29 protein-coding genes are annotated in these 25,963 nt (G+C 69.4%); 17 read left to right on the top strand and 12 right to left on the bottom strand.

The window, feature by feature from the left end:
* Positions 1 to 52 precede the first annotated feature (52 nt).
* The gene (chvE, locus tag KBC94_RS14360; RefSeq protein WP_294371192.1) at positions 53 to 1,123 is read right to left on the bottom strand and encodes a multiple monosaccharide ABC transporter substrate-binding protein; all 1,071 of its coding nucleotides are present in this window, start codon (positions 1,121 to 1,123) and stop codon (positions 53 to 55) included.
* 165 nt (positions 1,124 to 1,288) lie between these two features.
* On the bottom strand, positions 1,289 to 2,257 hold the full coding sequence (locus KBC94_RS14355) for an ABC transporter substrate-binding protein (RefSeq protein ID WP_294371186.1): 969 nt from the start codon (positions 2,255 to 2,257) through the stop codon (positions 1,289 to 1,291).
* A 186-nt stretch (positions 2,258 to 2,443) separates the two neighbouring features.
* On the opposite strand from KBC94_RS14355, the gene KBC94_RS14350 reads away from it, so the two are divergent.
* Positions 2,444 to 3,406, top strand: a complete 963-nt coding sequence (locus KBC94_RS14350; protein ID WP_294371182.1) for a LysR family transcriptional regulator — start codon at positions 2,444 to 2,446, stop codon at positions 3,404 to 3,406.
* Positions 3,407 to 3,496: 90 nt separating this feature from the next.
* On the opposite strand, the gene KBC94_RS14345 is transcribed toward KBC94_RS14350, so the two are convergent.
* Positions 3,497 to 4,291 (bottom strand): SDR family oxidoreductase, encoded by a 795-nt coding sequence (locus tag KBC94_RS14345; RefSeq protein WP_294371179.1) that lies wholly within the window; start codon positions 4,289 to 4,291, stop codon positions 3,497 to 3,499.
* Positions 4,292 to 4,402: 111 nt separating this feature from the next.
* Between KBC94_RS14345 and KBC94_RS14340 the strand changes: the two genes are divergently transcribed.
* The 3 genes from KBC94_RS14340 to KBC94_RS14330 all read left to right on the top strand — a co-directional run bounded on the left by KBC94_RS14340 (position 4,403) and on the right by KBC94_RS14330 (position 6,821).
* A complete protein-coding gene (locus KBC94_RS14340) occupies positions 4,403 to 5,341 on the top strand; it encodes an SMP-30/gluconolactonase/LRE family protein (protein WP_294371176.1) in 939 nt (312 codons plus the stop codon).
* On the top strand, positions 5,338 to 6,321 hold the full coding sequence (locus KBC94_RS14335; protein ID WP_366934707.1) for an aldose 1-epimerase: 984 nt from the start codon (positions 5,338 to 5,340) through the stop codon (positions 6,319 to 6,321). Before KBC94_RS14340 ends, KBC94_RS14335 begins: the two co-directional genes overlap by 4 nt.
* A 176-nt stretch (positions 6,322 to 6,497) precedes the next feature.
* Positions 6,498 to 6,821, top strand: a complete 324-nt coding sequence (locus KBC94_RS14330) for a hypothetical protein (RefSeq protein WP_294371173.1) — start codon at positions 6,498 to 6,500, stop codon at positions 6,819 to 6,821.
* 68 nt (positions 6,822 to 6,889) lie between these two features.
* Here KBC94_RS14330 and KBC94_RS14325 read toward each other — a convergent pair whose 3' ends face one another.
* From KBC94_RS14325 to KBC94_RS14300, 6 genes are all read right to left on the bottom strand, one after another.
* Positions 6,890 to 7,588: an SDR family oxidoreductase gene (locus KBC94_RS14325; RefSeq protein ID WP_294371170.1), complete on the bottom strand. Its 699-nt coding sequence runs from the start codon at positions 7,586 to 7,588 to the stop codon at positions 6,890 to 6,892.
* Between the two features lie 14 nt (positions 7,589 to 7,602).
* Positions 7,603 to 8,505, bottom strand: a complete 903-nt coding sequence (phhA, locus tag KBC94_RS14320; RefSeq protein WP_294371168.1) for a phenylalanine 4-monooxygenase — start codon at positions 8,503 to 8,505, stop codon at positions 7,603 to 7,605.
* Between the two features lie 9 nt (positions 8,506 to 8,514).
* Positions 8,515 to 8,850, bottom strand: a complete 336-nt coding sequence (locus KBC94_RS14315; RefSeq protein ID WP_294371165.1) for a 4a-hydroxytetrahydrobiopterin dehydratase — start codon at positions 8,848 to 8,850, stop codon at positions 8,515 to 8,517.
* Positions 8,847 to 9,956, bottom strand: a complete 1,110-nt coding sequence (gene hppD / locus KBC94_RS14310) for a 4-hydroxyphenylpyruvate dioxygenase (RefSeq protein ID WP_294371162.1) — start codon at positions 9,954 to 9,956, stop codon at positions 8,847 to 8,849. The genes KBC94_RS14315 and hppD overlap by 4 nt, the downstream gene beginning before the upstream one ends.
* Positions 9,957 to 10,166: 210 nt before the next feature.
* Positions 10,167 to 10,997 carry a CoA ester lyase gene (locus KBC94_RS14305; protein WP_294371159.1) on the bottom strand — a complete coding sequence of 277 codons (831 nt, stop codon included), beginning with the start codon at positions 10,995 to 10,997 and terminating at the stop codon, positions 10,167 to 10,169.
* Entirely contained in the window at positions 10,997 to 11,758 is a 762-nt protein-coding gene (locus tag KBC94_RS14300) for a glucose 1-dehydrogenase (protein ID WP_294371156.1), read from the bottom strand. Before KBC94_RS14300 ends, KBC94_RS14305 begins: the two co-directional genes overlap by 1 nt.
* Before the next feature lie 135 nt (positions 11,759 to 11,893).
* Between KBC94_RS14300 and KBC94_RS14295 the strand changes: the two genes are divergently transcribed.
* Both KBC94_RS14295 and KBC94_RS14290 read left to right on the top strand, forming a co-directional pair.
* Positions 11,894 to 12,802, top strand: coding sequence for a LysR family transcriptional regulator (locus tag KBC94_RS14295; RefSeq protein ID WP_294371153.1), 909 nt, complete (start codon positions 11,894 to 11,896; stop codon positions 12,800 to 12,802).
* A 215-nt stretch (positions 12,803 to 13,017) separates the two neighbouring features.
* The gene (locus KBC94_RS14290; RefSeq protein ID WP_294371148.1) at positions 13,018 to 14,256 is read left to right on the top strand and encodes a CaiB/BaiF CoA-transferase family protein; all 1,239 of its coding nucleotides are present in this window, start codon (positions 13,018 to 13,020) and stop codon (positions 14,254 to 14,256) included.
* Here KBC94_RS14290 and KBC94_RS14285 read toward each other — a convergent pair.
* A complete protein-coding gene (locus KBC94_RS14285; RefSeq protein ID WP_294371142.1) occupies positions 14,227 to 14,958 on the bottom strand; it encodes a GntR family transcriptional regulator in 732 nt (243 codons plus the stop codon). The two genes, KBC94_RS14290 and KBC94_RS14285, sit on opposite strands and share 30 nt — an antisense overlap.
* A gap of 137 nt (positions 14,959 to 15,095) precedes the next feature.
* Between KBC94_RS14285 and KBC94_RS14280 the strand changes: the two genes are divergently transcribed.
* The 10 genes from KBC94_RS14280 to KBC94_RS14235 all read left to right on the top strand — a co-directional run bounded on the left by KBC94_RS14280 (position 15,096) and on the right by KBC94_RS14235 (position 24,562).
* Positions 15,096 to 15,947, top strand: a complete 852-nt coding sequence (locus KBC94_RS14280; protein ID WP_294371138.1) for an SDR family oxidoreductase — start codon at positions 15,096 to 15,098, stop codon at positions 15,945 to 15,947.
* Positions 15,948 to 15,984: 37 nt separating this feature from the next.
* Positions 15,985 to 17,193, top strand: a complete 1,209-nt coding sequence (locus tag KBC94_RS14275) for an ABC transporter substrate-binding protein (protein WP_294371136.1) — start codon at positions 15,985 to 15,987, stop codon at positions 17,191 to 17,193.
* 70 nt (positions 17,194 to 17,263) lie between these two features.
* The gene (locus KBC94_RS14270; protein WP_294371134.1) at positions 17,264 to 18,166 is read left to right on the top strand and encodes a branched-chain amino acid ABC transporter permease; all 903 of its coding nucleotides are present in this window, start codon (positions 17,264 to 17,266) and stop codon (positions 18,164 to 18,166) included.
* Positions 18,163 to 19,155, top strand: a complete 993-nt coding sequence (locus KBC94_RS14265) for a branched-chain amino acid ABC transporter permease (RefSeq protein WP_294371131.1) — start codon at positions 18,163 to 18,165, stop codon at positions 19,153 to 19,155. The genes KBC94_RS14270 and KBC94_RS14265 overlap by 4 nt, the downstream gene beginning before the upstream one ends.
* The gene (locus KBC94_RS14260) at positions 19,152 to 19,988 is read left to right on the top strand and encodes an ABC transporter ATP-binding protein (RefSeq protein ID WP_294371129.1); all 837 of its coding nucleotides are present in this window, start codon (positions 19,152 to 19,154) and stop codon (positions 19,986 to 19,988) included. Before KBC94_RS14265 ends, KBC94_RS14260 begins: the two co-directional genes overlap by 4 nt.
* On the top strand, positions 19,981 to 20,700 hold the full coding sequence (locus KBC94_RS14255; RefSeq protein ID WP_294371126.1) for an ABC transporter ATP-binding protein: 720 nt from the start codon (positions 19,981 to 19,983) through the stop codon (positions 20,698 to 20,700). Before KBC94_RS14260 ends, KBC94_RS14255 begins: the two co-directional genes overlap by 8 nt.
* A 31-nt stretch (positions 20,701 to 20,731) precedes the next feature.
* Positions 20,732 to 21,484, top strand: coding sequence for an SDR family NAD(P)-dependent oxidoreductase (locus tag KBC94_RS14250; protein WP_294371123.1), 753 nt, complete (start codon positions 20,732 to 20,734; stop codon positions 21,482 to 21,484).
* Between the two features lie 14 nt (positions 21,485 to 21,498).
* A complete protein-coding gene (locus KBC94_RS14245; RefSeq protein WP_294371120.1) occupies positions 21,499 to 22,236 on the top strand; it encodes an SDR family NAD(P)-dependent oxidoreductase in 738 nt (245 codons plus the stop codon).
* Positions 22,233 to 23,960, top strand: a complete 1,728-nt coding sequence (locus tag KBC94_RS14240) for an FAD-dependent oxidoreductase (protein WP_294371118.1) — start codon at positions 22,233 to 22,235, stop codon at positions 23,958 to 23,960. The genes KBC94_RS14245 and KBC94_RS14240 overlap by 4 nt, the downstream gene beginning before the upstream one ends.
* Entirely contained in the window at positions 23,957 to 24,562 is a 606-nt protein-coding gene (locus KBC94_RS14235) for a glutathione S-transferase (RefSeq protein WP_294371113.1), read from the top strand. Before KBC94_RS14240 ends, KBC94_RS14235 begins: the two co-directional genes overlap by 4 nt.
* A 37-nt stretch (positions 24,563 to 24,599) precedes the next feature.
* Here KBC94_RS14235 and KBC94_RS14230 read toward each other — a convergent pair whose 3' ends face one another.
* On the bottom strand, positions 24,600 to 24,947 hold the full coding sequence (locus KBC94_RS14230) for a DUF3140 domain-containing protein (RefSeq protein ID WP_294371110.1): 348 nt from the start codon (positions 24,945 to 24,947) through the stop codon (positions 24,600 to 24,602).
* A gap of 4 nt (positions 24,948 to 24,951) precedes the next feature.
* The gene (locus KBC94_RS14225) at positions 24,952 to 25,161 is read right to left on the bottom strand and encodes a DUF2945 domain-containing protein (RefSeq protein WP_294371108.1); all 210 of its coding nucleotides are present in this window, start codon (positions 25,159 to 25,161) and stop codon (positions 24,952 to 24,954) included.
* A 125-nt stretch (positions 25,162 to 25,286) separates the two neighbouring features.
* On the opposite strand from KBC94_RS14225, the gene KBC94_RS14220 reads away from it, so the two are divergent.
* Complete coding sequence (locus tag KBC94_RS14220; RefSeq protein WP_294371106.1) at positions 25,287 to 25,946, top strand: DUF1345 domain-containing protein; 660 nt, start codon at positions 25,287 to 25,289, stop codon at positions 25,944 to 25,946.
* Positions 25,947 to 25,963: the final 17 nt, after the last annotated feature.

Genomic DNA, 25,963 nt, shown 5'->3' with positions numbered 1-25,963 from the left:
AGGGCTTCGGCGGGCGCTTGCGGTGACGCGGTTCATGAGCGCCGGCTGAGCCTTACTTGAACTGCGCGGCCTTGTAGTAGCCGCTGCCCACGAGCACCTGTTCCCAGTTGCTCTTGTCCACGCTCACGGGCTTGAGCAGGTACGACGGCACCACCTTGACGCCGTTGTTGTAGGTCTTGGTGTCGTTGACCTGGGGCTGCTTGCCCGAGACCACGGCGTCGACCATGTCGGCCGTGACCTTGGCCAGCTCGCGCGTGTCCTTGAACACGGTAGAGGACTGCTCGCCGCGCAGGATCGACTTGACCGAGGGCACCTCCGCGTCCTGCCCGCTCACCACGGGGCAGGGCTGCTGCGCGGTGCAGTAGCCCACGCCCTTGAGCGAGGAGAGGATGCCGATGGACAGCCCGTCATAGGGCGAGAGTACGGCGTCGACGCGGGCGTTGCCGTAGAAGGCCGACAGCAGGTTGTCCATGCGGGCCTGCGCCACCGCGCCGTCCCAGCGCAGCGTCCCCACCTTGTCCATGCCCATCTGCTTGCTACGCACCACCAGCTTGCCACTGTCGATGTAGGGCTTGAGCACGCTCATCGCCCCGTCGTAGAAGAAGAAGGCGTTGTTGTCGTCGGGCGAGCCGCCGAACAGCTCGATGTTGAAGGGGCCCTTGCCCTGCTTGAGGCCGAGCTTGTCGACGATGGAATTGGCCTGCAGCACGCCGACCTGGAAGTTGTCGAAGGTGGCGTAGTAGTCGACGTTCTTGCTGTTGCGGATCAACCGGTCGTAGGCGATGACCTTGATGCCCCGGTCGGCCGCGTTCTGCAGCGCCTTGCCGAGCGTGGTGCCGTCGATGGAGGCGATCACCAGCACCTTGGCGCCGCGGGTGATCATGTTCTCGATCTGCGCCAGCTGGTTGGGGATGTCGTCCTCGGCGTACTGCAGGTCGGTCTTGTAGCCCCGGTCCTTCAGCACCTTGACCATGTTGTCGCCATCGGCGATCCATCGTGCCGAGGACTTGGTGGGCATGGCGATGCCGACCAGGCCCTTGTCCTGGGCGTGCGCGGCCAGCGGGCCGAAGGCCGTCAGCGCAGCCGCTGCGGCAAGAAGGTGACGGATGAAGACGCGGCGCATGGGTTGTCTCTCTGAGTGGTGTTGTTCGAACTGGACAGCGTGAGGGGCCGGGGCGCTCGCAGCGCCTGCCAGGGCACCCGCGGATCTGGCTCCGCCAGGCCGCTGGGTGCGCCCCCTTCCCGCGAAGCGAGAGAAGGGGGAGCCGCGAAGCGGCATGGGGGTTGTTCAGTACTTCCGCTTTGGAAACTCGGCAGCGGCGGTTTCCATCGGGAAGATGCCTTCCTCCGTCACGATGCGCTTGGCCACCGGCTTGCCGGCCACGATGTCCTTCACCGCCGTCATCAGCTGCGGCCCCAGCAGCGGTGAGCATTCGACGGACACGTTGAGCTTGCCGGCCATCATGGCCTCGAAGGCGCCCTTGACGGCGTCGATGGAGATGATGGTGATGTCCTTGGCCGGCTTCAGGCCCGCTTCCTCGATGGCCTGGATGGCGCCGATGGCCATGTCGTCGTTGTGCGCGTAGAGCACGTTGATGCCGTTCTTGCCCTCGGCTTTCAGGAAGGCTTCCATCACCTCCTTGCCCTTGGCGCGGGTGAAGTCGCCGGTCTGCGAGCGCACGATCTTGAACTTGGGATCGGCCTTGATGATTTCCTCGAAGCCCTTCTTGCGGTCGATGGCCGGGGCCGAGCCCACGGTGCCCTGCAGTTCGACGATGCGCACCTCGCCCTTCTGGTCCTTCATCTTGTCCACCAGCCAGCGGCCGGCCTTGCGGCCTTCCTCGACGAAGTCGGAGCCCATGAAGGTGACGTAGAGCGAGGTGTCCTTGGTGTTGACGGCGCGGTCCGTCAGCACCACCGGGATCTTGGCGGCCTTGGCCTCGCGCAGCACGTTGTCCCAGCCGGTCTCGACCACCGGCGAGAAGGCGATCACGTCCACCTTCTGCGCGATGAAGGCGCGGATGGCCTTGATCTGGTTTTCCTGCTTCTGCTGCGCGTCGGAGAACTTGAGCTCGATGCCTGCGTCCTTGGCGGCCGACTTGATCGATTCCGTATTGGCGGTGCGCCATTCGCTTTCGGCGCCCACCTGGCTGAAGCCGAGCACGATCTTCTTCTGCGCCCAGGCGGCACTGGGCAGCGCCATGGCGAGGGGCAGGCCGGCGGCCAGGGCGACGAGCTGACGACGGGAGGGGCGCATGGGTTGTCTCCTGATGAAGGAATCGATGGTGTTGTGGGCGCCGTGCGGCGCACCCGCACCGCATCGAACGTGAGGGCAGTGTATGAAGCAAAAAAATATCCATCCAATGGTTTTTTGGAGAGAATGGATATCAATAGGAGCATTCGCACAAACCCTCGCTGGCCACCGGCGACACCGCATTCCTCGATGAACAGCCCCTCGACTTCCAACCCGCACTGGTTCCTGCGCGCCCGCCTCAAGACGCGGCAGTTGCTGCTGCTCACGGCCCTGGCCGACGAGGGCAACATCCACGCCGCCGCCCGCGCGCTCAACATCACGCAGCCCGCGGCCAGCAAGCTGCTCAAGGATCTGGAGGACGTGCTGGAGGTGCCGTTGTTCGAGCGCCTGCCGCGAGGCATGCGGCCCACCTGGTACGGCGAGACCATGATCCGCCATGCCCGCCAGGCGCTGGCGAGCCTCAACCAGGCGCACGAGGAGCTGATGTCGCTCAAGGCCGGCCGCTACGGCCAGGTGGGCGTGGGCGCGATCACCTCACCCGGTCTCGCGCTGCTGCCGCAGGCGGTGGCGGCCGTGAAGCGCGAGCAGCCCAGCCTGCGCGTGGTGCTGGAGATCGAGACCAGCCCGGTGCTGGTCGACTACCTGCGCCAGGGCCGGCTGGACATCCTGGTGGCGCGCATCTTTGCCGACGACGACAAGTCGAACCTGCGCTACGAACCGCTGACGGGCGAGCCCGTGTGCGCGGTGGCGCGGCCCGGGCATCCGCTGTCGAGCGCAGCCGGGCTGACGCTGGGCGACGTGGCCACGCGGCCCTGGATCGTGCCGCCCGCAGGCAGCGTGCTGCGGCACCGTTTCGACCTGATGTTCCAGGAGGCCGGCCTGGCGCCGCCCTTCGACGTGGTGGAGACGGCGGCCCTGCTGTTCATCACCCGCATGCTGCAGCAGAGCGACATGCTGTGCGTCATGGCCACCGAGGTGGCGCGCTACTACGCGGGGCACGGCATCCTGAGCATCCTGCCGCTGGACATGCCCTGCCACATGGACGACTTCGGCCTCATCACCCGCACCGACCGGCAGCTGTCGCCCGGCGCCACGCTGCTGATGCAGGCGCTGCGCACCGCCTGCAGGCCCGTCTACGGCCTCAGTCCCTGACCCCGCCTTGCTCCTCTCCCCGCTGGGGAGAGGCAGGGTGAGGGGCCGCGGGCGCCCGATTCGCCACGCCGCTGGCGTTGCCGCCGATCTTCAAACCCACCCCGCATCCACCGTGAACTCCTGCGCCGTGCACATGCGCCCCGCATCGCTGGCCAGGAAGGCCACCATGTGCGCGATGTCCTGCGGCGCCAGACGGTCGGGCAGGCACTGGTTGCGGGCGAGCTCCTTCTCGCCCTCGGCATCCAGCCAGAGCGCGATCTGCCGCTCGGTCATCACCCAGCCCGGCGAGACCGTGTTGATGCGGATGCGGTCCTGCCCCAGCGTGCGGGCCAGCCCGCGTGTCAGCCCGTTCACCGACGACTTGGCGATGGCATAGCAGGGATAGCCGCTGCCCTTGCCCTGCCAGCCGGTCGAGCCCAGGTTGACCACCGATCCGCCGCCCAGCCGGCGCATGCCGGGCACCACGGACTGGATCGCGAAGAAGGCCGGCCGCTCGTTGATGGCCATGCGCTCGTCGTAGTACTGCGGCGTCACCGATTCGAGCGTGTGCCGGTCGTCGCTCGCCACGTTGTTGACCAGCACATGGAAGTCGCCCAGTGCCGTGGCCGCGTCGGCGATGGCGGCCTGCAGCGCGGGCACGTCGCGCACGTCGCAGCGCCGCCACCAGGGCGCCGGCAGGCCATCGGCCGCCAGCGATTCCGCCAGCGTCCGGCTGGGCGCCTCGGCGATGTCGATGAAGGCGACCTGCATGCCCTGGCGGGCGAGCTCGCCCACGATGGCGGCGCCGATGCCGCTGCCGCCCCCGGTGACGAAGGCGCGGCGGCCCTGAAGGCCCGGGTAGCGGGCCGAACCAGCGCCAGCGGTGTTCGAAGATGGGATATTCATTTGTGTATCGAATGAGGCAAAGAAATCATGCAATGCTCATCAATATGCCCGGCTAGCATCGATGGCGTCAAGACGAGACAAACGCGAGACAACCATGGCAAGGCCCTGCGCATGACTTCCTCCTCCTTGTTGCCCGCCGCCCGCGGGCCGGCGCTGCATGCCGGTCCGGCGCGGTGCGTGCTCGATGCCCGCGCCCAATTGGGCGAGGGCGCGCTGTGGTCGCCGCGCCGGCAGGCGCTGTGGTGGGTCGACATCCTGTCGCACCGGCTCTTCCGCTGGCGCCCGTCCGATGGCGAGGCGCTGTGCTGGCAGTTCGGCGAGGAGGTCTCGGCCGTGGCCGAACGGCGCGATGGCACCGGCCTGATGCTGGCGCTGCGCCGGGGCATGGCGCACTTCGATCCCGACGCGCCGGGCACGCAGCCGGTCTACCTGCACCAGCCCGCAGGCGAGCCGGCCAGCAACCGATTCAACGACGGCCGCTGCGACCGGCATGGGCGCTTCTGGGCCGGCAGCATGGATTTCGACGCGCGCCAGCCCACTGGCCACCTGTACTGCTACGACGAGGCGGGCCGCTGCGACCGTCTGCTGCTGGGCTTGCGCGTGACCAACGGTCCGGCCTGGTCGCTGGACGGGCGGCGCATGTATGTGAACGACACGGTGGGCCGGCATGTGCTGGCCTGCGAGGTGGACCCCGTCAGCGGCCCGCGTGTGCCGCTTCGCCCCTGGTTGACCTTCGGCGCGGGCGATGGCCATCCCGACGGCATGACGGTCGATGCGCTGGGGCGCCTGTGGATCGCGCACTGGGGCGGCGGCTGCGTCAGCGCCCACGACCCCGACACGGGCGAGGAGCTGGACCGCATCGCCGTGCCCGCCAGCCAGGTCACGCACTGCGCCTTCGGCGGCGAGGACCTGCGCACGCTCTACATCACGACCGCGCGCGTGGGCCTGGACGAGGTGGCACTGCATGCCGAGCCTCTGGCGGGTGGGCTCTTCGCCGTCTCCATGAACGTGGCCGGCCTGCCGGCCCAAGCCTTTGGAGCTCCCGCATGAACATCTCCGCGATCGCCGGTTCCTCGGCTGCAACTGCCGATTCGATCCACGGCGCCGGCCCGGGGCAGCTCATGCCCGACGCCGAAGGCCGCCACTGGCTGCAGCATGCCGGCCAGCGACTGGCGGTCGTCCCCTCCCGCGGTGGCGCGGTGGCCGCCTGGCAGTGGCTGCCGCCGCAGGGCGCGCCGCTGGACCTCTGGCGTCCGTGGGACGGCAGCGACGACCTCTACCGCCAGGCCTCCTTTGCGATGGTGCCGTGGTCCAACCGCATCGCGCAGGGCGGCTTCGAGGCGGCGGGGCGCTTTCATGCCATGCAGCCCAACCGCGAGGGCGAGCCCTATCCGATCCATGGCGACGGCTGGCTGCAGCCCTGGCAGCTGCGCCAGACGGGGCCCGGCGAGATCGAGATGACGCTGCACTCCGGCGGCTTCGGTGGCAGCCCCTATCGCTTCAGCGCGCGCCAGGGGCTGCGCTTGCGTGAGGGCGGGCTCGACCAGTGGGTCGAGGTGCGCCACGAAGGCGTCGAGCCGCTGCCCTACGGCCTGGGTCTGCATCCGTGGTTCATGCGCGCGGCCGACACCCGCATCCACGCCGCAGTAAAGGGTGTCTGGCTGAGCGGCGCCGATCCCATTCCCACCGGGCGCAGCGCCGTGCTGCCGCCCGACTGGAACCTGCCGGCCGGCATGCCCGCCCATGGCAGCTTCATCGACAACGCCTTCCACGGCTGGGACGGCGTGGCCACGGTGCGCTGGCCCTCGTGGGGTCTGCAGGTGCAGCTTCGGCAGATCGAGCCGGCGGTGCAGGGTGACGGCCACTGCCTGGTCTACCGGCCGCCGCACGGGGAGGCCTTCTGCCTGGAGCCGATCACCCACCCGATCGACGCCTTCCACCTGCCGGGCCAGGAGGGCCTGCGGCTGCTGGAGCCGGGCGGATCGATGCGGCTGTCCGTCGCCTGGAGCGTGTTGCCGGACGGCGTCTGACAAACGCGCGACGGTGGGACGCCCCGCCGGCAATACGTCGTGCTCCTCGGCGGATCGCTCCGATGCATGGGGGCCTTCTGGTGATCTTGTCCGATGCCGGCCGTTGAACTTGGCCGACCCGGCTGCCAGACGTCGCCTCTATGCTGCCAGCGCAAGAGTCACCACCGCCGCGCCCCATGACAACACATCGCCTCCTCGCCTGCCTCGCCGGCAGCCTGCTCATCGCCCCCACGCTCGCGCTGGCCGATCCGCCCAACGGGCGCGGGCCGGGCAAGGGCCACGGTCCCGGGCACAAAGAGACCTACTGGGACGGCCCCTGCAAGATCGAGCGCAAGTGGAAGAAGAACGGTGACTTCGACGAGAAGCGCAAATGCAAGGACGGCGGACCGGTCGGGTATGCACCGGTGCCAGCGCCTGCCTATGTGCCCGTGCCGGTACCGGTCTACCCGGCGCAGCGCGAGCCCGGCGTGGTCATCCAGGGCACCGTGCGACTGCCCTGAAAGCGTTCACTGCCGTCGTGGCGAGGCGCCCAGTAGCCTCAGTCCACCACCCTATGCAGCTCCGGCCTTCAGACCCTACCGCTGACCGGGATCGCCGCCCCATGGATGGCGCGCGCCGCATCCGAGGCCAGGAAGGCGATCACCTCCGCCAGGGCCTGGGGCGTCACCCATCGGCCGAAGTCGGCATCGGGCATGGACTGCCGGTTGTCCGGCGTGTCGATGATCGAGGGCAGCACGCAGTTGACCCGGATGCCCTGGTCTTTCAGTTCCGCCGACATCGACTCGGTCAGGCGGATCAGCGCGCTCTTGGACGCACTGTAGGCGCCCATCTGCGCACCGCCGCGGGCGGCGGCGCCGGCGCCCACCGTCACGATCTGGCCGCCGCCCTGCTTGAGCAGCAGCGGCACGGTGGCCGCGGCCACATGCAGCAGCGAGCGGGCGTTCAGGTCCATCAGGAAGTCCCAGGTCGCGGCGCTGGTCTCGTGCACTGCCTCGCCCATGCGAAAGCCGCCGGCGATGTGGCAGACGGTGTGCAGGCCGCCCATCTGTGCGGCAGCCTCGCCGATGTGCTGCACGACCTGCGCGCGGTCGGCAAGGTCCGCCGTCACATGGCGCAGGTCCTCGCCATCGGGCAGCTCGCCGCGGTGACGGTCCAGCAGGATGAGCCGCGCGCCCTGGTCGATGAAGGCCTGCGCGACGGCGCGGCCCAGCTGGCCGGAAGCACCGGTGATCAGCACGATCTTCCGGGTAGGGGAGGGGGGTGTCATGGACTGCAGTTCCTTCAGGCCGTGGCCGCGTTGCGACGCGCCGCGTGGTAGCGGCCGCTGCCGCGTGTGAGCACCGTGTCGCCGGGCAGCACGTCGCCCGGCTCATGCTCCGGCGCATCGGCCAGGCGCTGGTAGAACGGCGCGAAGTCGATGCGGGCCAGTTCCAGCAGCTCGTCCAGGTGGCCCAGCACGAAGTACGTCTCCTGGAAGTCGTCGATGCGGTAGTGCGTCTGCATCACCCGCGCCAGCTCGAAGCGGATGCGGTTGGGCGAGTCGTCCTCGACGGCGAAGCGCGTCTCGCTGGCCGAGGAGGCGATGCCCGCGCCATAGATGCGCAACCCGTCGCTCTGCTGCACCAGGCCGAACTCCACGGTGTACCAATAGACGCGGGCCAGCTTCTCCAGCATGCCGAGCCGGTTGGCCTTGAGGCCGCCTTCGCCGTAGGCCTGGATGTAGTCGGCGATCACCGGGTTCATCAGCATCGGCACATGGCCGAACACATCGTGGAAGACGTCGGGCTCTTCCAGGTAGTCCAGCTCATGCGGCTTGCGGATGAACTGGCCGGCCGGAAAGCGGCGGTTGGCCAGGTGCTCGAAGAACACGTCGTCGGGCACCAGGCCCGGCACGGCCACCACCTCCCAGCCGGTGCGCTGGCGCAGCACCTTGGACATCTGTTCGAAGTCGGGAATCTGCTCGGGGCCGATGGGCAGGTCCTGCATGCCGCGGATGAATTCGTCGCAGGCCCGGCCAGGCAGCAAGCGGCTCTGGCGTTCGAAGAGCGTGCGCCACACGCCGTGTTCTTCGGCGGTGTAGCGGCCCCAGTCCTGGTCGATGGTCCAGTCGGGTCGCGCGGGGGCGTGTTCGCTCCCCGCCGCCAGGCCATGCTTGGCCGGCGCGGTGTCGGTGGTCTGCAGCATGGAGGGCTCCTAGGTGGAGGAGGCGGGGGCGCGGGCGCCGAGGGCGGTGGCCAGCCGGTCCATCAGGCCGGCCATCTCGATGTCCTTGGCCGAGAGGCCGTTGGCATCGTGCGTGGTCAGGGTGACCTGCACGCGGTTGTAGACGTTGAACCACTCGGGGTGGTGGTTCATCCGCTCCGCATGCAGCGCGACCTGGGCCATGAAGCCGAAGGCGGCCACGAAGTCGGCGAAGACGAATTCGCGCACGATCAGGCCGCCGCGCTCCGGTGCATGGCGCCACTGCGGCAGCGTGGCGAGCTGCGCCGCGAGCGCGTCGCCGTCGAGGCGGACGGGCGCTGCGCTCACGCGGCTTCCTTCTCGGCGGTCTTGTCGTCCACCTTCAGCACGCCGCGGTTGATCTGGTCGCGCTCCAGCGACTCGAACAGGGCCTTGAAGTTGCCCTCGCCGAAGCCCTCGCGGTAGTCGCCCTTGCGCTCGATGAATTCGAAGAAGACCGGGCCCAGCGTGGGCTCCGAGAAGATCTGCAGCAGCAGGCGCGGCTGGCCGCCTTCGGTGGTGCCGTCCAGCAGGATGCCGCGGGCCTGCAGTTCGCCGACGGGTTGGCCGTGACCGGGCAGGCGCTTGTCCAGGTTCTGGTAGTAGATGTCGTTGGGCGCCGTGAGCAGCGGCACGCCGGCCATCTGAAGCCGGTCGATGGACTCGAGCAGGTTGTCCGTCAGCAGGGCGATGTGCTGGATGCCCTCGCCGTTGAACTGCATCAGGAACTCCTCGATCTGGCCGCCGCCCTGGCGCGATTCCTCGTTCAGCGGAATGCGCACCAGGCCGTCCGGTGCGGTCATGGCCTTGGAGGTGAGGCCGGTGTACTCGCCGCTGATGTCGAAGTAGCGGATCTCGCGGAAGTTGAAGAGCTTGCTGTAGAAGTCCGCCCAGTAGCTCATGCGGCCGCGGTAGACGTTGTGCGTCAGGTGGTCCACCACCTGGAAGCCGTGGCCTTGCGGATGGCGCTCGACGCCGGGCAGGAACTCGAAGTCGATGTCGTAGATGGACTTGCCGTCCTCGTAGCGGTCGATCAGGTACAGCGGCGCGCCGCCGATGCCCTTGATGGCCGGCAGGCGCAGCTCCATGGGGCCGGTGGCGATCTCGACGGGCTGGGCGCCCAGCTCCAGGGCGCGCCTGTAGGCGTGGTGCGAGTCCTTCACGCGGAAGGCGAGGCCGCAGGCCGAGGGACCGTGTTCGGCGGCGAAGTAGGCGGCCGGGCTGCGCGGCTCGCGGTTGACGATGAAGTTGATGCCGCCCTGGCGGTAGAGCAGCACGTCCTTGGAGCGGTGCCTGGCCACCAGCGTGAAGCCCATCTTCTCGAACAGCGGCTCCAGGACATTCGGCGTGGGGGAGGCGAATTCGACGAATTCGAAGCCGCACAGGCCCATGGGGTTGTCGAAGAGGTCGGACATCGTTGGCTCCAGAGTCGTAGGGATGGTCGGAAAGGCTCTACTGTAGGCAGAGGGCTGCGCACATATCCTGCAACTTCTGGATCGATTTCGACCGGGATCAACGATTTCCTGCGGATGTTGAGGTAGGCATGCGTGTCTGGAGCGTGATTGGCCTTTGTTGTGCAAGGAAAACGCTCAGGCGGCCAAGCCGCCTGCACGCGCCCGCGCCCGTCAGCCGCCGCGCGGGCGCCGCCCCATGTCGGCCGCATCCAGCCACTGGCGGGCCCGGATCAGCACGGGCTGGTCGACCATCCTGCCGTCCACGCGCACCGCGCTGCCGCCGCTGGCGTCCATGGCCTCGACCACGCGCCGGGCCCAGGCCTGTTCGGCCTGTGTGGGCGCCCAGGCGGCATGCACGGTGCCGACCTGCTTCGGATGGATGCACAGCCGGCCGCCGAAGCCCAGGGCGCGCGAGCGGCGACTGTCGGCGTCCAGCACGGCGGCGTCGTCCAGCGCCGTACAGACGCCGTCCACGGGCGGCGGCAGGCCTGCCAGCCGCGAGGCCAGCACCAGCATGCTGCGGAAGGGCAGCAGGCCTTCCTCGCTCTCGATGCCCAGGTCGGCCTGGAAGTCGATGCTGCCGAAGGCCAGCCGTGCCACGCCCGGCGTGCGGGCGATCTCCTGGGCCAGGGCGATGCCACGGGCCGTCTCCACCAGGGCGAGCAGCGGGCAGTCGGCCGCCGTGGCCGCGGCGAGCAGGGCGGGCGCAAGCGCCTCGGCCTTGGGCACCATCAGCCCTGCCAGGCCCGGCCGGCCGATGAGCTGCAGGTCGCCCTCGAAGGCCGCCGTGTCGCCGGCATTGATGCGCACCCACACCGGTCGCTCGGCCGACAGCCAGCCGGCCACCGCCGCCCGGGCGGCGTCCTTGTCCTGCGGCGCGACGGCATCCTCCAGGTCGAGGATGACGGCGTCGGCGTCGCTGTCCCAGGCCTTGGCGAAGCGCTCGGGCCGGTCGCCCGGCACGAAGAGGTAGCTGCGTGCCGGGCGGTGCAGGGCGGCCATCAGACGGTGCGCCCGCCGTCCACCGGCATCTCGATGCCGGTGAGGAACCCGGCCGCGTCGCTGGCGAGGAACAGGGCCGTGGCCGCGACGTCCGAGGGGCGCGACATGCGGCCCAGCGGAATGGTCGCGATGAATCGGGCGCGGTTCTCGGGCGTGTCGGGCACGCCCATGAACTTCTCCAGCAGGCCGGTCTCGCCGATCACCGGGCAGATGGCGTTGACGCGGATGCGGTCGGGGCCGAGTTCCACCGCCATCGACTTGGACAGCAGGTTCACCGCGCCCTTGCTGCCGTTGTACCAGGTGAGTCCGGGCCGCGGCCGGATGCCCGCCGTGGAGCCCACGTTGAGGATCACACCGCCCTGGCCGCGCTCGCGCATCCTCGGCACCACGGCATGCGCCATGTGGAAGATGGATTTCACGTTGACCGCGAACATGCGGTCGAAGGTGGCTTCGTCCACGTTCAGCATGGGCTGGTTGGCATGCGTGGTGCCGGCGTTGTTGACAACGATGTCGGGCACGCCGAAGGCCGCGACGCACGTCTGGACCAGCGCCTGCACGTCGCTGCCGCTGGAGACGTCGCAGCGGCAGAAGCGCGCTGCGCTGCCCAGCTCGGCGGCCAGCGCCTCGCCCTTGGTGGCGTCCAGGTCGGCGATGACCACGCGGGCGCCTTCCGCCACGTAGAGGCGGACGATGCCTTCGCCGAAGCCGGCGGCGCCGCCGGTGACGATGGCGATCTTGTCCTGGAGTTGGCCTTGGCTCATGGTGTTCACCCGTGGTCTCGTGCATGCAACGCATCGCAATGTAGGCAGCGCGGCCGCAGCCGTGAATTGGAAAGCGATCAACGCCGCCTTGCACGAACTGCAAGACAAGCCGGTGCGACGGCAGAATCGGCCGCCATGCTCCCGGACATCGATTCCCTGGCCCTCTTCGTGCGCGCGGCCGAACTGCGCAACCTCACCCGCGCGGCCGAGGCCAGCCACATCACGGTGCCGGCGGCCAGCCGCCGGCTCATGCAGCTGGAGCACCAGTTCAATGCCACGCTCTTCGCGCGCCATTCGCGCGGCCTGGAGCTCACGCCGGCCGGCGAGCACCTGCTGCGACTGGCGCGCAACGTGATCGCCGACGTCCAGCAGATGCGCGCCGAGATGGTCAACTACGCGGCCGGCAACTTCGCGGTGCTGCGGGTGCATGGCAACACCTCGGCCATGTCGCAGTTCCTGCCCGGCGACGTGGCGCGCTTCCAGGCAGGCCATGCCGGGGCGCGCATCGTGCTGGAGGAATGCTGGAGCGACGAGGCCGCCCGCCGCGTGCGTGCCGGCGAGGCCGATGTGGGCGTGGTGGTGGAAGGCTGCGACGTGTCGGGCCTGTGGGTGCGGCCCTACCGCAGCGACCGGCTGGCCGCCGTCACCCGCGAAGCCGATGCGCCGGTGGGCGAGACGGTGACCTTCGCCGACCTGCTGGACCGCGACCTGGTGGGCCTGGAGGGCAGCAGCACGCTCACGCGCCTCATCACCGCCCAGGCCTCGGCGCAGAGCCGGCCGATGGCGCTGCGGGTGCAGGTGCGCAGCTTCGAGGCCGTGTGCCGCGCGGTGCAGGCCGGCCTGGGCGTCGGCATCCTGCCCCTGGCGGCGGCTGGCAGCTTCTCGCATGCGCTGCAGCTCAAGGTGCTGCCGCTCGCCGACGACTGGGCCGTGCGCCGCATGCAGCTGTGCACGCGCGTCCAGCCGCCGGGGCAGACGCCGCTGGGCACGCTGATGGCCCACCTGGAGGCGTGCGCGGCGGCGCCCCAGGAGCGAGGCGGCTGACGGGTGCCCGCAGGCGCATGGGCACTTCAGCGGTCAGCTGCGCGGGCTCACCCCGTTCTCGCGATGGGGCGCCGCTTCAGCACCTCGATGACGATGTGGGTGTCCAGCAGATGGTCGTCCCGCCTTTGGGAAAGGGCAGCCTTGCCTGCCCGGCAAGGCTGGATTTGCACGAAAGCAATTCCGGCGCAGGGTGGCGCGCTTCCAGAATCCAGCCCATGACGACCCATGACCAAGCCCCGGACCCGACTTCCTCCCGCGCCGCCGACCGCCGGCCCGCCGGCCCGCTGGAGGGCGTCCTCGTGGTGGCCCTGGAACAGGCCGTGGCCGCCCCCTACTGCAGCAGCCGCCTCGCCGATGCAGGCGCCCGCGTCATCAAGATCGAACGCAGCGAGGGCGACTTCGCCCGCGGCTACGACCGCACCGTGGGCGGGGAGTCGTCCTACTGGGTGTGGATCAACCGGGGCAAGGAATCCATCGCGCTCGACGTCAAGAAGGCCGACGACCTGGCCCTGCTGGAGCGCCTGCTCGCCCGCGCCGACGTGTTCATCCAGAACCTGGCGCCCGGCGCCACGGAGCGCCTGGGCATCGGCTCGGCCACGCTGCGCGAGCGCCACCCGCGCCTCATCACCTGCGACATCACCGGCTACGGCGACGAGGGCGCGCTGCGCGAGCTCAAGGCCTACGACCTTCTGGTCCAGGCCGAGAGCGGCCTGGTGTCGGTGAGCGGTGCGCCGGGCGAATGGGGCCGCATCGGCGTGTCGCTGTGCGACATCACGGCGGGCATGAATGCGCTGATCGGCATCCAGCAGGCGCTGATGCAGCGCGAGCGCACCGGCGAGGGCGCGGCGGTCAAGGTGTCGCTGTTCGGATCGGCCGCCGAGCTGATGAGCGTGCCCTACCTGCAGACCCGCTACGGCGGCAGCGCGCCCCAGCGGGTGGGCCTCAGGCATCCGACCATCGCGCCCTATGGTGCCTTCCGCTGTGCCGATGGCCGCGACATCGTGCTGTCGATCCAGAACGAGCGCGAGTGGGCCGACTTCTGCCGCACCGTGCTGCAGCGGCCCGAGCTGCTGCAGGACCCGCAGTGCGCCGGCAACGCGGTGCGCGTGGCCAACCGGGCCTATGTGGACGGCGCGGTGGCCGAGGTGTTCGCCGCCCAGACCAGCGAGGAGATGCGCCGGCGCCTGAGGCAGGCCCAGACGGCCTACGGCAGCATCAATTCGGTGGACGACCTGATCGCCCACCCCCAGCTGAAGACGCGGCCCATGGCCGTCAACGGCATGACGGCCCAGGTGCCCGCGTCGCCCTGGTCGGTGCCTTGGGAGGCGGAAGAGTTTGCGCCCGCGCCGGCGCTGGACGCGCAGGGCAGTGCGATCCGCCGCGAGTTCGGGGACGCCGCTGCGACTGCGGACGCCTCGCCCGTCTCAGCCGGCGCCCGGGGCGCCATCGTCTGAACGGCGCGAAGGGCGCAGCCCCGGCGCGTCCTTGCCGGCGTCGAGCAACGCCTCGTAGTTGCGACGGAGGATGAGGCCGGCGTAGTAGACGTGCTCGCGCATCAGCTGCTCGGCACGTGCGGCGTCGCCGCCGATCACCGCCTCGACGATGCGGTGATGGTCGCCGTGCGAGCGCAGGATGATCGGATGGTCGTCCCACAGGATGATGCGGTCCGACGCGAAAGGGATGTTCTGCGCCTGCTCGGCAAAGCGGCAGACCCAGTCGTTGCCCGAGGCCTCGAGCAGCGTGTCGTGGATCTCGACATTCATCCGCTGGTAGGGCTCGTGGTCCGCCGGCTCCAGCCTGCCCTTGGCCAGGATCGCGTCGCCGATGGCCAGGTTCTCGCGCAGGCGGCCGACCTGTGCGGCGTCCAGGCCGCGCTGGGCCGCATTGCGGCAAGCGAGCCCCTCCAGCACCGACCGCACCTCGTAGGCCGCCGCGATCGCCTCCAGGTCGAAGCCGCGCACCACATAGCCGCGCTTGGGCTGGTGGTCGATCAGGCCCTCGCTGGCGAGCGTGGCCAGTGCCGCGCGCACGGGCGTGCGCGACACCTGCAGCTGCTGTGCAAGCGGCAGTTCCTCCAGCCGCGTCAGGGGCTTGAACTGGCCATGGAGGATCCAGTCGCGGAGCGTGTCCGTGACGTTCTGCGCCAGCGTCTTCATCGGAATACCCCCTGTTTCTAGTCGGCATTGAGTATACATGTGAGGCCTAAAACGCCAATTAAACGGGTTAACCCGGACGTTCTATTCGTGTCAGGTATACATAATCCGCCGCCTGTGATGATCCGACGGAGACAACGTTGAACGATTCCCCGGCCACTGCGCCGAATTGGCTTGGCCTGACCGACCGCGTCTGCGTGGTGACCGGCGCCGCCGGCGGCATCGGCACCGAGGTGGCGCGGCAACTGCTGGGCGCCGGTGCGCGCGTGGCCCTGCTCGACCTCGACGGTGCCAAGGCGGCCCGCGCGCTGGACACGCTCGGCGCCCCCGCCGGCCGCGCCATCGCGTTGGCCTGCGATGTGAGCCGCGAAGCCAGCGTGCAGGCCGCGGCCGAGGCCGTGCACCGCCAGCTTGGGCCTGCGCAGGTGCTGGTCAACAACGCCGGTGCGCTGTACGCGGGCGCGTTGCTGGACCTGCCCATCGACCGGTGGAACCAGCTGCTGGCCGTCAACCTGGGTGGCTACCTGCTGTGCGCCCAGCAGTTCGGCCGCCAGATGCGCGAGCAGGGCGGCGGGGCGATGGTGCATGTGGGCTCCGTCTCCGGCAGCGTGCCCCAGCCCTTCAGCGGTGCCTACAGCGTCAGCAAGGCTGGCGTCGCCATGCTGTCGCGCCTGCTGGCGGTGGAGCTGGCCGAAAGCCGCATCCGCAGCAACCTCGTCAGCCCCGCCATGATCCGCACCCCCATGAGCGAGGGCATCTACGCCCAGGACGCCGTGCGCACGCTGCGCGAGCGCATCGTGCCGGCCGGCCGCATCGGCACGCCAGCGGACATCGCCCAGGCGGTGCTGTTCCTGGCCAGCGACCAGGCCGCCTATGTCAATGGCCAGGAGATCCTGGTCGACGGCGGCCTCACCCAGACCTGGCTGGGCCTGATCCCCCGGCCCGGCTTCCAGAAAGAGGACGCCGCAGCGCCTGCCGCCGTGCAGGCCTGACGCCGCGTTCCGCCCCATCCATCCCAAGGAGACACGCATGACCCCCCTGTTCAAGAGACTGCTTGCCGCCGCGCTCACGGCCGCGGCTTTCGGTGTCCAGGCGCAGGCCGACCCCGGCCTGACCGACAAGACCATCCGCATCGGCATGTTCGGCCCGCTCTCGGGCAACTCGATGGCCTACGGCTTCGACGTCATCAATGCCGCCAAGATGTACTACGACAAGGTCAACAAGGAAGGCGGCATCCACGGCCGGCAGATCGAACTGGTGGTCGAGGACGACCGCTGCAACGCCAACGATCTGCTGGCCGCGGTCAAGAAGCTGACCGAGCAGGACAAGGTGTTCCTGCTCAACGGCGGCTCGTGCTCGGGTCCGGTGGTGGGTGCGCGCGAGTACGTGGAGCGCTCGCAGATCCCGATGATCATGCTCAACGCCTCGGGCGATGGTGCGCTGTATCCGCCGTCCAAGTACATCTACGGCGCCTTCTCGATCTCGCAGCGTGCGGTGGGCGGCTCCATGGTGCAGTTCGCGGCGGAGCACCTCAAGGCCAGGAAGATCGGCTACCTCAATCACGACGACGCCTACGGCGGATGGAACCTGGAGGCGGCCGAATTCCAGGCCAAGAAGCTGGGCGCCACGCTGCAGGTGCAGTCCATCAATCCCAACATCACCGACGTGACGGCGCCGATGCTCAAGATCCGCGCCGCCAACCCCGACGTGCTGCTGGTCACCACCTACGCCCGTCCCGTGAGCCTGCTGGTCAAGAAGGCGCAGGAGCTGGGCTGGAACAAGCCCATCGTGATCGCCGTCAACGGCACGGCCGACCTCAAGCAGCTGGTCGAGAACGTGGGCAGCAAGGACGCCTTCAAGAACGTCTACCTGCAGGAGGTGATGCTGGACGTGGCCGGGGGCGACAAGCTCAAGTGGGTGTACGACATGTACAAGCAGTACTACCCCGAACTGGCCGCCAAACCCGGCTATCCGCAGACCTACATGCCCTACGGCATCCCGTCGGCGATGGCCGTGGTCAATGCGCTGAAGGCCGCCGGCCCGCAGCCCACGCGCGAGAAGTTCCTGGATGCCATGTCGAAGACCAACTTCGACTCCAAGGTGATGGCCGGTCCCATCGTCTTCACGCCGTCGGACCATGCGGCGCAGAAGTCCGCCATCTACCTGAAGTTCGACGGCGAGAACAAGACGGTGGTGCCCGGCAGCTACGCCAGCGCCTGGACGTACCAGCCCAAGTGAGTGCACCGCATCGCCACCCACGGCCGCCCCGCGGGGCGGCCCGCCTGCAGTCGACGCACAAGGTCCACGCATGAGCCTCGATGAAATCTGGCTGTTCCTGCAGCAGGGTCTGCTGTCGGGCCTGGTGACCGGCAGCGTGTACGCGCTCCTGGCGCTGGCCATCGTCGCCATCTTCAAGACCACCGACGTGCCCAACTTCGCCCAGGGCGAGATGTTGATGATGGCGGGCTACGTCGCCCTCAGCCTGCTGCTGCTGGTCAAGCTGCCCTATGCCGCGGTGATCCCGATCACGCTGGTCGCCATGGCGGTGGGCGGGGCGCTGTTCCAGCGCGTGGTGATGGAACGCGTCACCCGCTCGCGTGGCGTCGGCGTGCAACTGGTCATCGCGACGCTGGGCCTGGCCTACCTGCTCAAGGGCCTGGTGCGGCAGACCGGCCTGGGCGACACGCCCCGGTCGCTGCCGGCCCTGGTCTCCAACGACACGGTGATGATCGGCGACGCCGCGCTCACGCACCTGGACATCGCCATCTTCGGCGTGGCCGTGGCGGTGATGCTGCTGATCTACTTCATGTTCACGCACACCCGCATCGGCAAGGCCATGCGCGCGGTGGGCATGAATCCCAAGGCGGCGCAGATCGTGGGCATCCGTCTGTCGAGCATCCGCATGATGGTGTGGGCGCTTGCGGGCCTGATCGCCGGCATCGCCGCGCTGCTGATCACGCCGAAAGTGCTGGTCACGCCCGACATCGCGCACATCGCCATCCTGGCCTATGCGGCGGCCATCGTCGGCGGCTTCACCAGCCTGCCGGGCGCCGTGCTGGGTGGCCTGCTGATCGGCGTGGTCGAGAACATGGTGGGCCTGTTCATCTCGACGAACGCCATCGTTGTCGCGCCCTTCCTGGCGATCCTCGTGACGCTGATCGTGCGGCCCCAGGGCCTGCTCGGCGGCAAGGTGCAGGTGAAGAAAGTATGACGACCCCCACCCGACGTTTCCCGCTCGACGCCTGGGCCCTGGCCGCGCTGGCCGTCGTGCTCTGCGCGATTCCCTTCTTTGCCAGCGGCTACGTGCTGTACGTGGTGAACCTGCTGATGGTCTTCGTGATCCTGGCGCTGGGCATGCATGTGGTGATCGGCGAAGCCGGGCAGTTCGCCCTCTCGCACACGGCCTTCTACGGCATCGGCATCTACGTGGCCGGGCTCATCAACACGCACTGGCATCCGCCCTTCGTGCTGTCGATCCTGGCCGGTGGCCTGGTCGCGGCTGCGCTGGGCTACGTGATCGGCCTGCTCGCGCTGCGCATGCGCGACATCTACCTGGCGCTGGCCACTTTCGCCTTCGGCGAGGCCATGCAGTGGGTGTTTCTCAACTGGGAGTCGGTGACGGGTGGCTCCAACGGCATGCGCATGCAGCCGGCACAGATGCTGGGCCTCACGCTCACCAACGACCTGCAGGCCTATCCCTTCGTGGTGGGCATCGCGGCGCTGATGCTCGGGGTGACGGTGTGGCTGTCGCGCTCGCAGTTCGGCTCGGCCCTGCGCGCGGTGCGCGAAAGCGACGTTGCTGCGATGGCCATGGGTATCGATGCGCGGGCGATGAAGCAGTCGGCCTTTGCAGTGTCGGCCGCCTTCGCGGGCATCGCGGGCGGCACCTACACGCTGTTCATCTCCTTCATCCATCCGGAAAGCCTGGGCTTCCAGACCACGATCCTCATCCTCACGATGGTGGTGGTCGGCGGCATCGGCTCGGTGCGCGGCGCGGTGGCCGGCGCACTGGCCTTCGGCATCATCTCGGAGATGCTGCGCCAGGCGCTGTCGATCCAGGAGATCCTGTATGGCGCCATCCTGCTGGGCTTCATGATGTTCAAGCCGCGCGGGCTGTTCGCCGATGCGAAGAAGCGCGTCGCCCGACCGCACGCGCAGGCGGCCGCCGGCGCTGCCGCACTCAAGGGCGGTGCCGCATGAACGCCCTGGTCATGGACGCCGGGCTGCAGGCCCAGGCCCCCACACGGTCCGCTGGCGCGCAGCCGGCGGCGACGACGCAGCCCTTCCTCGACGTGCGCGGCATCACCGTGCGCTTCGGCGGCCTGACGGCGGTGAACAACCTGTCGTTCCAGGTGGCGCAGGGCACGGTGCATGCGCTGATCGGTCCCAACGGCGCCGGCAAGTCGACCACCTTCAACTGCATCTCGCGCTACTACCAGCCCACCGAGGGCGCCATCGTGCTCGATGGCGTGGACGTGAGCCGGGCGCGGCCGCACCAGATGGCCGGCATGGGCGTGGCCCGCACCTTCCAGAACCTGGAGCTGTTCGGCGAGCTGAGCGTGTACGAGAACGTGCTGCTGGGCTGCCATTCGCACAGCGCCCGCGGTCCGCGTGCGCTGCTGCGCCGCCCCACGGGCGAGACGCGCGACCTGGTCGACAGCCTGATCGAGCGCGTGGGCCTGACGCACGACCGCGACACCGTGGCGCGCGAACTCGACTTCGGCCACCAGAAGCTGCTGGAGCTGGCCCGGGCGCTGGCGCTCAAGCCGCGCCTGCTGCTGCTGGACGAGCCGGCCGCCGGCCTGCGCAACCGCGACATCGAGAGCCTGGACCATCTGCTGTCCGACCTGGCGCGCCGCGACGGCATCACGGTGCTGCTGGTGGAGCATGTGATGCAGCTGGTGATGTCGATCTCCGACCGCATTACCGTCATGTCCTTCGGCGAGAAGATTGCCGAGGGCACGCCGGCCGAGATCGGCCGCAACGAGCGCGTGATCGAGGCCTACCTCGGCAAGGGAGCGGCGAATGAGTGAATGGATGCTCGAACTCAAGGGCGTCAGCGCCTCCTATGGCGCCATCCAGGCCTTGCAGGGCGTGTCGCTGCGCGTGCGGCAGGGCGCCATCGTGGCGCTGCTGGGCAGCAACGGGGCCGGCAAGAGCACCACGCTCAACGCGATCTCGCACCTCATCGAGCCGTCTGCAGGCGAGATCCTGTTCGACGGCGAGCCCATCCGCCGGCTGCGCTCGGACGAGATCGTGCGCCGCGGCCTGGTGCAGGTGCCCGAGGGGCGCGAGGTGTTCAAGGACATGAGCGTGCGCGAGAACCTGGAGCTGGGCGCCTACCTGCGCCGGGCGCGTGCCGAGATCGCGCAGGACCTGGAGCGCGTGTTCCAGACCTTTCCGCGGCTCAAGGAGCGCAGCGAGCAGAAGGCTTCGACCCTGTCGGGCGGCGAGCAGCAGATGCTGGCCATCGGCCGGGCCCTCATGGCGCGGCCGCGCATGATCCTGCTGGACGAGCCGTCGATGGGCCTGTCGCCGCTGCTGGTGGAGCAGATCTTCGAGACCATCCAGCGGCTCAACCGCGAGCAGGGTCTGACCATCCTGCTGGTCGAGCAGGACGTGCGGCTGGCGCTGCGGGTGGCCAGCCACGCCTACATCCTGGAGAACGGCGAGCTGAGCCTGGAAGGGCCCTCGGACCGCCTGCTGACCGACCCGGCCGTGCGCCGCGCCTACCTGGGTGTCTGAAGGCCCGCGCGTCCTTTCATCCAACAACGACATGCACCTTCTCGACGACAAGCTTGCCCTCATCACGGGTGGCGGGGGCGGCCTGGGCCGCGCCATGGCCCTGGGCTTCGCGCGCCAGGGTGCTCGCGTGGTGGTGGCCGACCTCGACCTGCCGCGCGCCGAGGCCGTGGCGGGCGAGATCCGCGCGGCCGGCGGCACCGCCTGGGCCGAGGCCATCGACGTGACCGACCGGGCATCCACCGCCGCGCTGGCGCAGGGGCTGGAGGCCCGCATCGGCGCCATCGACGTGCTGGTCAACAACGCCGGCATCTCCGGCCGGGCGCGCATCGACGACCCGCAGGCCGCCGACGTGTGGGACCGGCTCATCGACGTCAACCTGCAGGGCCTGTTCAACGTGACGCATGCCTTCGTGCCGGCGCTCAAGAAGACGCGAGGCTGCATCGTCAACCTGTCGTCCATCGTCGCCTTCGTGAGCGGCATCTCCTCTGCGGGCTACATCGCGTCCAAGGGCGCGGTGCGCTCCTTCACCCAGGCGCTGGCACGCGACCTGGCGCCGCACGGCGTACGCGCCAATGCCGTGGCGCCGGGCCTGATGCTGACCGAGATGGTGCGGCCCCAGCTGGAGGTGCCGGGCGGCACCGACTGGTACATGGACCGCGTGCCCATGAAGCGCGGCGGCGAGCCGGAGGAGATCGTGGGCCCGGTGGTCTTCCTGGCCTCGTCCATGGCCAGCTATGTCAATGGCGCCGTGCTGCCGGTGGACGGCGGCTTTCTTTCGGCATGAGCAGGAGTGCATCGATGAGCGACGACCGACTTCCCCTGGCCCTGGTCACCGGCGGTGCCAGCGGCATGGGCCTGGCCACCGTGGAGCGTCTGGCCCGGGACGGATTCCGGGTGGTGATGGTGGACCGCGCGGCCGCGCTGGTGGCCCAGGAGGCGGGCCGGCTGGCCGCCGAGGGCCTGGCCGTGGAAGGCCGGGTGCTGGACCTGACCGACGAGCCGGCCGTGCGTGCGCTGGTGCAGTCGCTGGGGCCGGTCACGGCCCTGGTCAACAACGCGGGCGTGTTCGACGAGCGCAGGTTCGCCGAGGTGAGCAGTGACGACTTCCGCCGCGCCTACGAGGTGAACCTGATTGCGGCCGCGACGCTCACGCAGGAGGTGGCACGCACCATGTCCGAGGGCGGCCGCATCGTGAACATCGCCTCGCGCGCCTACCTGGGCGCGCGCAACCATCCGCACTACGTGGCGTCCAAGGCCGCCATCGTGGGCTACACCCGGGCCAGCGCCATGGAGCTGGCGCCGCGCGGCATCCTGGTCAATGCCATCGCGCCGGGGCTGATCGACACGCCCATCCTGCGCGCACTCACGCCCGAGCGGCTGGCCGCGCAACTGGCGCTGCAGCCCACCGGCAAGGCCGGCCGGCCGGAGGACATCGCCCAGGCCGTGTCCTTCCTCGTCTCGCCGCAGACCGGCTTCATCACTGGTCAGGTGCTGTTCGTGGACGGTGGCAAGTCGCTCGGAGGGTCCGGCGCATGAGCGGCGTCACTGCACCGACGTGGGACGAAGAGGTCGACGTGCTGGTCATCGGCAGCGGCGCCGCGGGCATGAGTGCGGCGCTGGGCGCCAGCGTGGGCGGCTGCCGTGTGCTGCTGGTCGAGAAGACCGAGCGCATCGGCGGCTCCACCGCGGTGTCGGGCGGCGCCGTGTGGGCGCCGCTCAACAGCCAGAGCGCGGGCGCCGGCCATCCGGACGACTTCGACAAGGTGTGGACGTACATGCGCCACACCGTCGGCGACGCCGCGCCGGCCGAGATGCAGGAGGCCTTCCTGCGCGCGGCCGGTCCGGTGATGGATGCGCTGGCGCAGCACACGCAGGTGCGGCTCGCCGCGCGCACCCATTCGCCCGACTACTACCCCGACCGGCCCGGTGCGGCGATGGGCGGGCGCTCGCTCGACCCGCTGATGTTCGACGGCCGCACCCTCGGCGCGCACTTCAAGGAGCTGCGCGATCCGCTGCCCGAGTTCATGGTGCTGGGCGGCATGATGGTGACGATGACCGACGTGAAGCACCTGCTGGCCGTCACCCGCTCGTTCACGGCCTGGAAGGAGGGCGTCAAGCTCGTCCTGCGCTACGTCGGCGACCGTCTTCGCGGCTATCACCGCGGCACGCGACTGGTGCTGGGCAATGCACTGGCCGGGCGCCTCTTCCGCTCGGTGCTGGACCGCGGCATTCCCTACTGGCTGCGTGCGCCGCTGGTCTCGCTGCAGGTGGATGAGGGCCGCGTGGTGGGGGCCTGCATCGAGCGCGACGGGCGGGCCACCTGGGTTCGGGCGCGCCGCGGCGTCGTGGTGGCCACGGGCGGCTTCCCCTGGAATGCGGCGCTGCGCGAGCGGCTGTATCCCTCGCCCACCGGGCCCTGGTCGATGGCACCGGCGGGCAATGCCGGCGACGGCATCATGCTGGCCCAGGCGGCCGGCGCCACCATGGGGACCGGGCATTTCAGCCCGGCCTTCTGGGCGCCGGTGTCGATCCTCACCCGGCCGGACGGCACGCAGGTGCGGTATCCCCACCTGGTGTGGGACCGGGCCAAGCCCGGGCTCATGGCGGTGAATGCCGCGGGCCGCCGCTTCGTCAACGAATCGACCTCGTACCACGAGTTCGTGCTGGCCATGTACCGCTCGCATGCCGAGGTGCCGAGCCTGCCGGCCTATCTGGTCTGCGACAGCGACTTCATGGAGCGCTGGGGCCTGGGGCTGGCGCTGCCGGGCGGGCGACCGCGTGACCACCTCGTGCGCGCGGGCTACCTGGCCAAGGCAGACACGCTGGAGGCGCTGGCCGCGCAGATCAAGGTCGACCCCGCCGCGTTGCGCGCCTCGGCCGAGGCCTTCGACCAGGCCGGTGTGAATGGAGTGGATCCGGAATTCGGCAAGGGCAGCACCGCCTACAACCGCTACCTGGGTGACGCGGAGCACCAGCCCAACCCGTGTCTGGGCCGGCTGCGCCAGGCGCCGTTCTACGCCGTGGCCGTGGTCGCCGGCGACATCGGCACAGCCTGCGGCATCCGCTGCGACGCCAACGCTCAGGCCCTGTCGGCCGATGGCACGCCTGTGTCCGGCCTGCACGTGGTCGGCAACGACATGCACTCGGTGATGGGCGGGCAGTATCCTGCGCCCGGCATCACGCTCGGCCCGGCGCTGACCTTCGGCTGGCTGGCCGGCCAGCACCTGGCTCACACCCTACCTGCGGAGTCCCACGCATGAAGATCCTGTTCTCGCCCTTCTCCCCCTATGTGCGCAAGTGCCTGGTCACCGCGCACGAACTCGGCCTGGATGGGCAGATCCAGCTGCTGCCTTCCAACGCGCATCCGGTCCAGCGCGACCAGGCCATCATCGGCCACAACCCGCTCGGCAAGGTGCCCACTTTCTTCACCGACGACGGTCAGGTGCTCTACGACAGCCGGGTGATCTGCGAATACCTCGACACACTGGCAGGCCGTCGGCTGATCCCCGCCTCGGGCGCAGCGCGCTGGACCACGCTTACGCTGCAGTCGCTCGGCGATGGCATGCTGGACGCGGCACTGCTCGCGCGCTATGAAGACGTCGCGCGGCCCGAATCGATCCGCTGGCCGGAATGGCGGGCCGCACAGCTCGACAAGATCGAAACCTCGCTCGCCCACCTCGATGCTCATCCGGACCTGCTCGCCGGCCGCGTGGACCTGGGTTCGCTCACCATCGGCTGTGCGATGTGGTACCTCGACTTGCGCTTTCCGGACCTCAGTTGGCGCGAGCGCCATGCGCCCACGGCCAGCTGGTACGAAGGCTTCCGCCAGCGTCCCAGCATGGCAGCGAGCTGGTCTTTGTGATGCAGGAGGCGGGCGGCATCAGCCCACACGCGGGCACTCAGTGCCGCATGGGATCGTGTCCCCAGTTCATCAACGACTGGCGCCAAGGTGTGTCGCGCACCGACCCGTCGGGGCGCTGCGCCAGGTGCCGCTTCACATAGCCCACCACTTTGCGCATATGCGCCACGTCGCCAGCGGTCAAGTCGTCCGTCTTCTTGTGCAGCAGTCGCACGATGCGGCGGCCGGAGCGGTGGCCTACGGACTCACCCCCTGCGGCACCCTTGAAGCCGACGGTCTTCGACGCTTCCGTCTCCAGCCACTTCTCCAGCTGGGCCGGCGTCATGTTCACGGCATGCTTGAACGCGCGCACGATCTCCGAGACGTCCTCACTCTTCGGCTGCGACATCGGATCAGGCCTTCTTCAGCGCATCGGCATGGTGGATCGCCTTCTTGCCGGTCTTGCGGCTCTTGACCTCGTACTGAGGGTGGGCCGGTGAGGCCTTGGCTTCGTGCCCGGCCACATGGGCGGTGTGCGTGACCTTGCGCACCACCTTGCCGGTGGTCTGCCCCTGGGAGGTGTCCCATTTCACCTTGTCGCCCGTCTTGAGGCTGGATGTCATCGTGTCGCTCCTGAAGTGATGATCGGCCTGCAACCTATCAGCGAGGCTGCGCCCTGGTGTAGGCCGGCGCGCCGAGCGCGCCGCGGGTCAGATGGGCGGCAGTCGGCGCCCGCTAAAGTGGCCGCATGCGACGGCACTTTCAACATGTCAACGGCACCCAGCGACTGACCTACGGCGGCCTGGCCGGCCTGAGCGTGGCAGGCCTGTGCATGGCGGGCGGCATGGCCGCACGGCCCGCCAGCCTGCTCGGCTGGTGCGCCGCGGTGGCCGCCTACCTGGGCTGGGCCACCTGGCAGGCGCGCATCTTCGACGCGGCGCAGGTCAAGGCCCGGGCCCGATCGCTCGATCCACCAGGGCCGATCATCCTGGCCATCGTGTCGGCCGCCATCATCAGCAGCGTGATCGCCATCGGTCTGCTGCTGCAGCAGGTCAAGCAACTCGGCGGCGTGGAGCGCGGCGCGCACATCGTGCTGGGCATGGTCGCGCTGGCCGGCTCGTGGCTGATGATCCACACCGTCTACGCCTTCCACTACGCGCACCGCTACTACCGCGACGACGGCACGCCCGACGAGGGCGGGCTGGACTTTCCGGGCAAGGCCGACCCGGACTACACCGACTTCATGTACTACGCCTTCGTCGTCGGCATGACCTCGCAGGTGTCCGACGTGCAGGTCACCACGCGCGAGATGCGGCGGCTGACGCTGTTGCACAGCGTGCTGTCCTTCGGCTTCAACATGGTGGTGCTGGCGCTGTCGATCAATGTGGCGGCGGGGGTGATCCAGTAGGGCCTGCGCCTGGACAA

The sequence above is a fragment of the Pseudacidovorax sp. genome, from assembly GCF_017991995.1.
GTDB lineage: Bacteria > Pseudomonadota > Gammaproteobacteria > Burkholderiales > Burkholderiaceae_C > Xenophilus.
The sequence above is the reverse complement of the archived record's forward strand: the minus strand, read 5'-3'. Positions and strand labels throughout refer to the sequence as shown.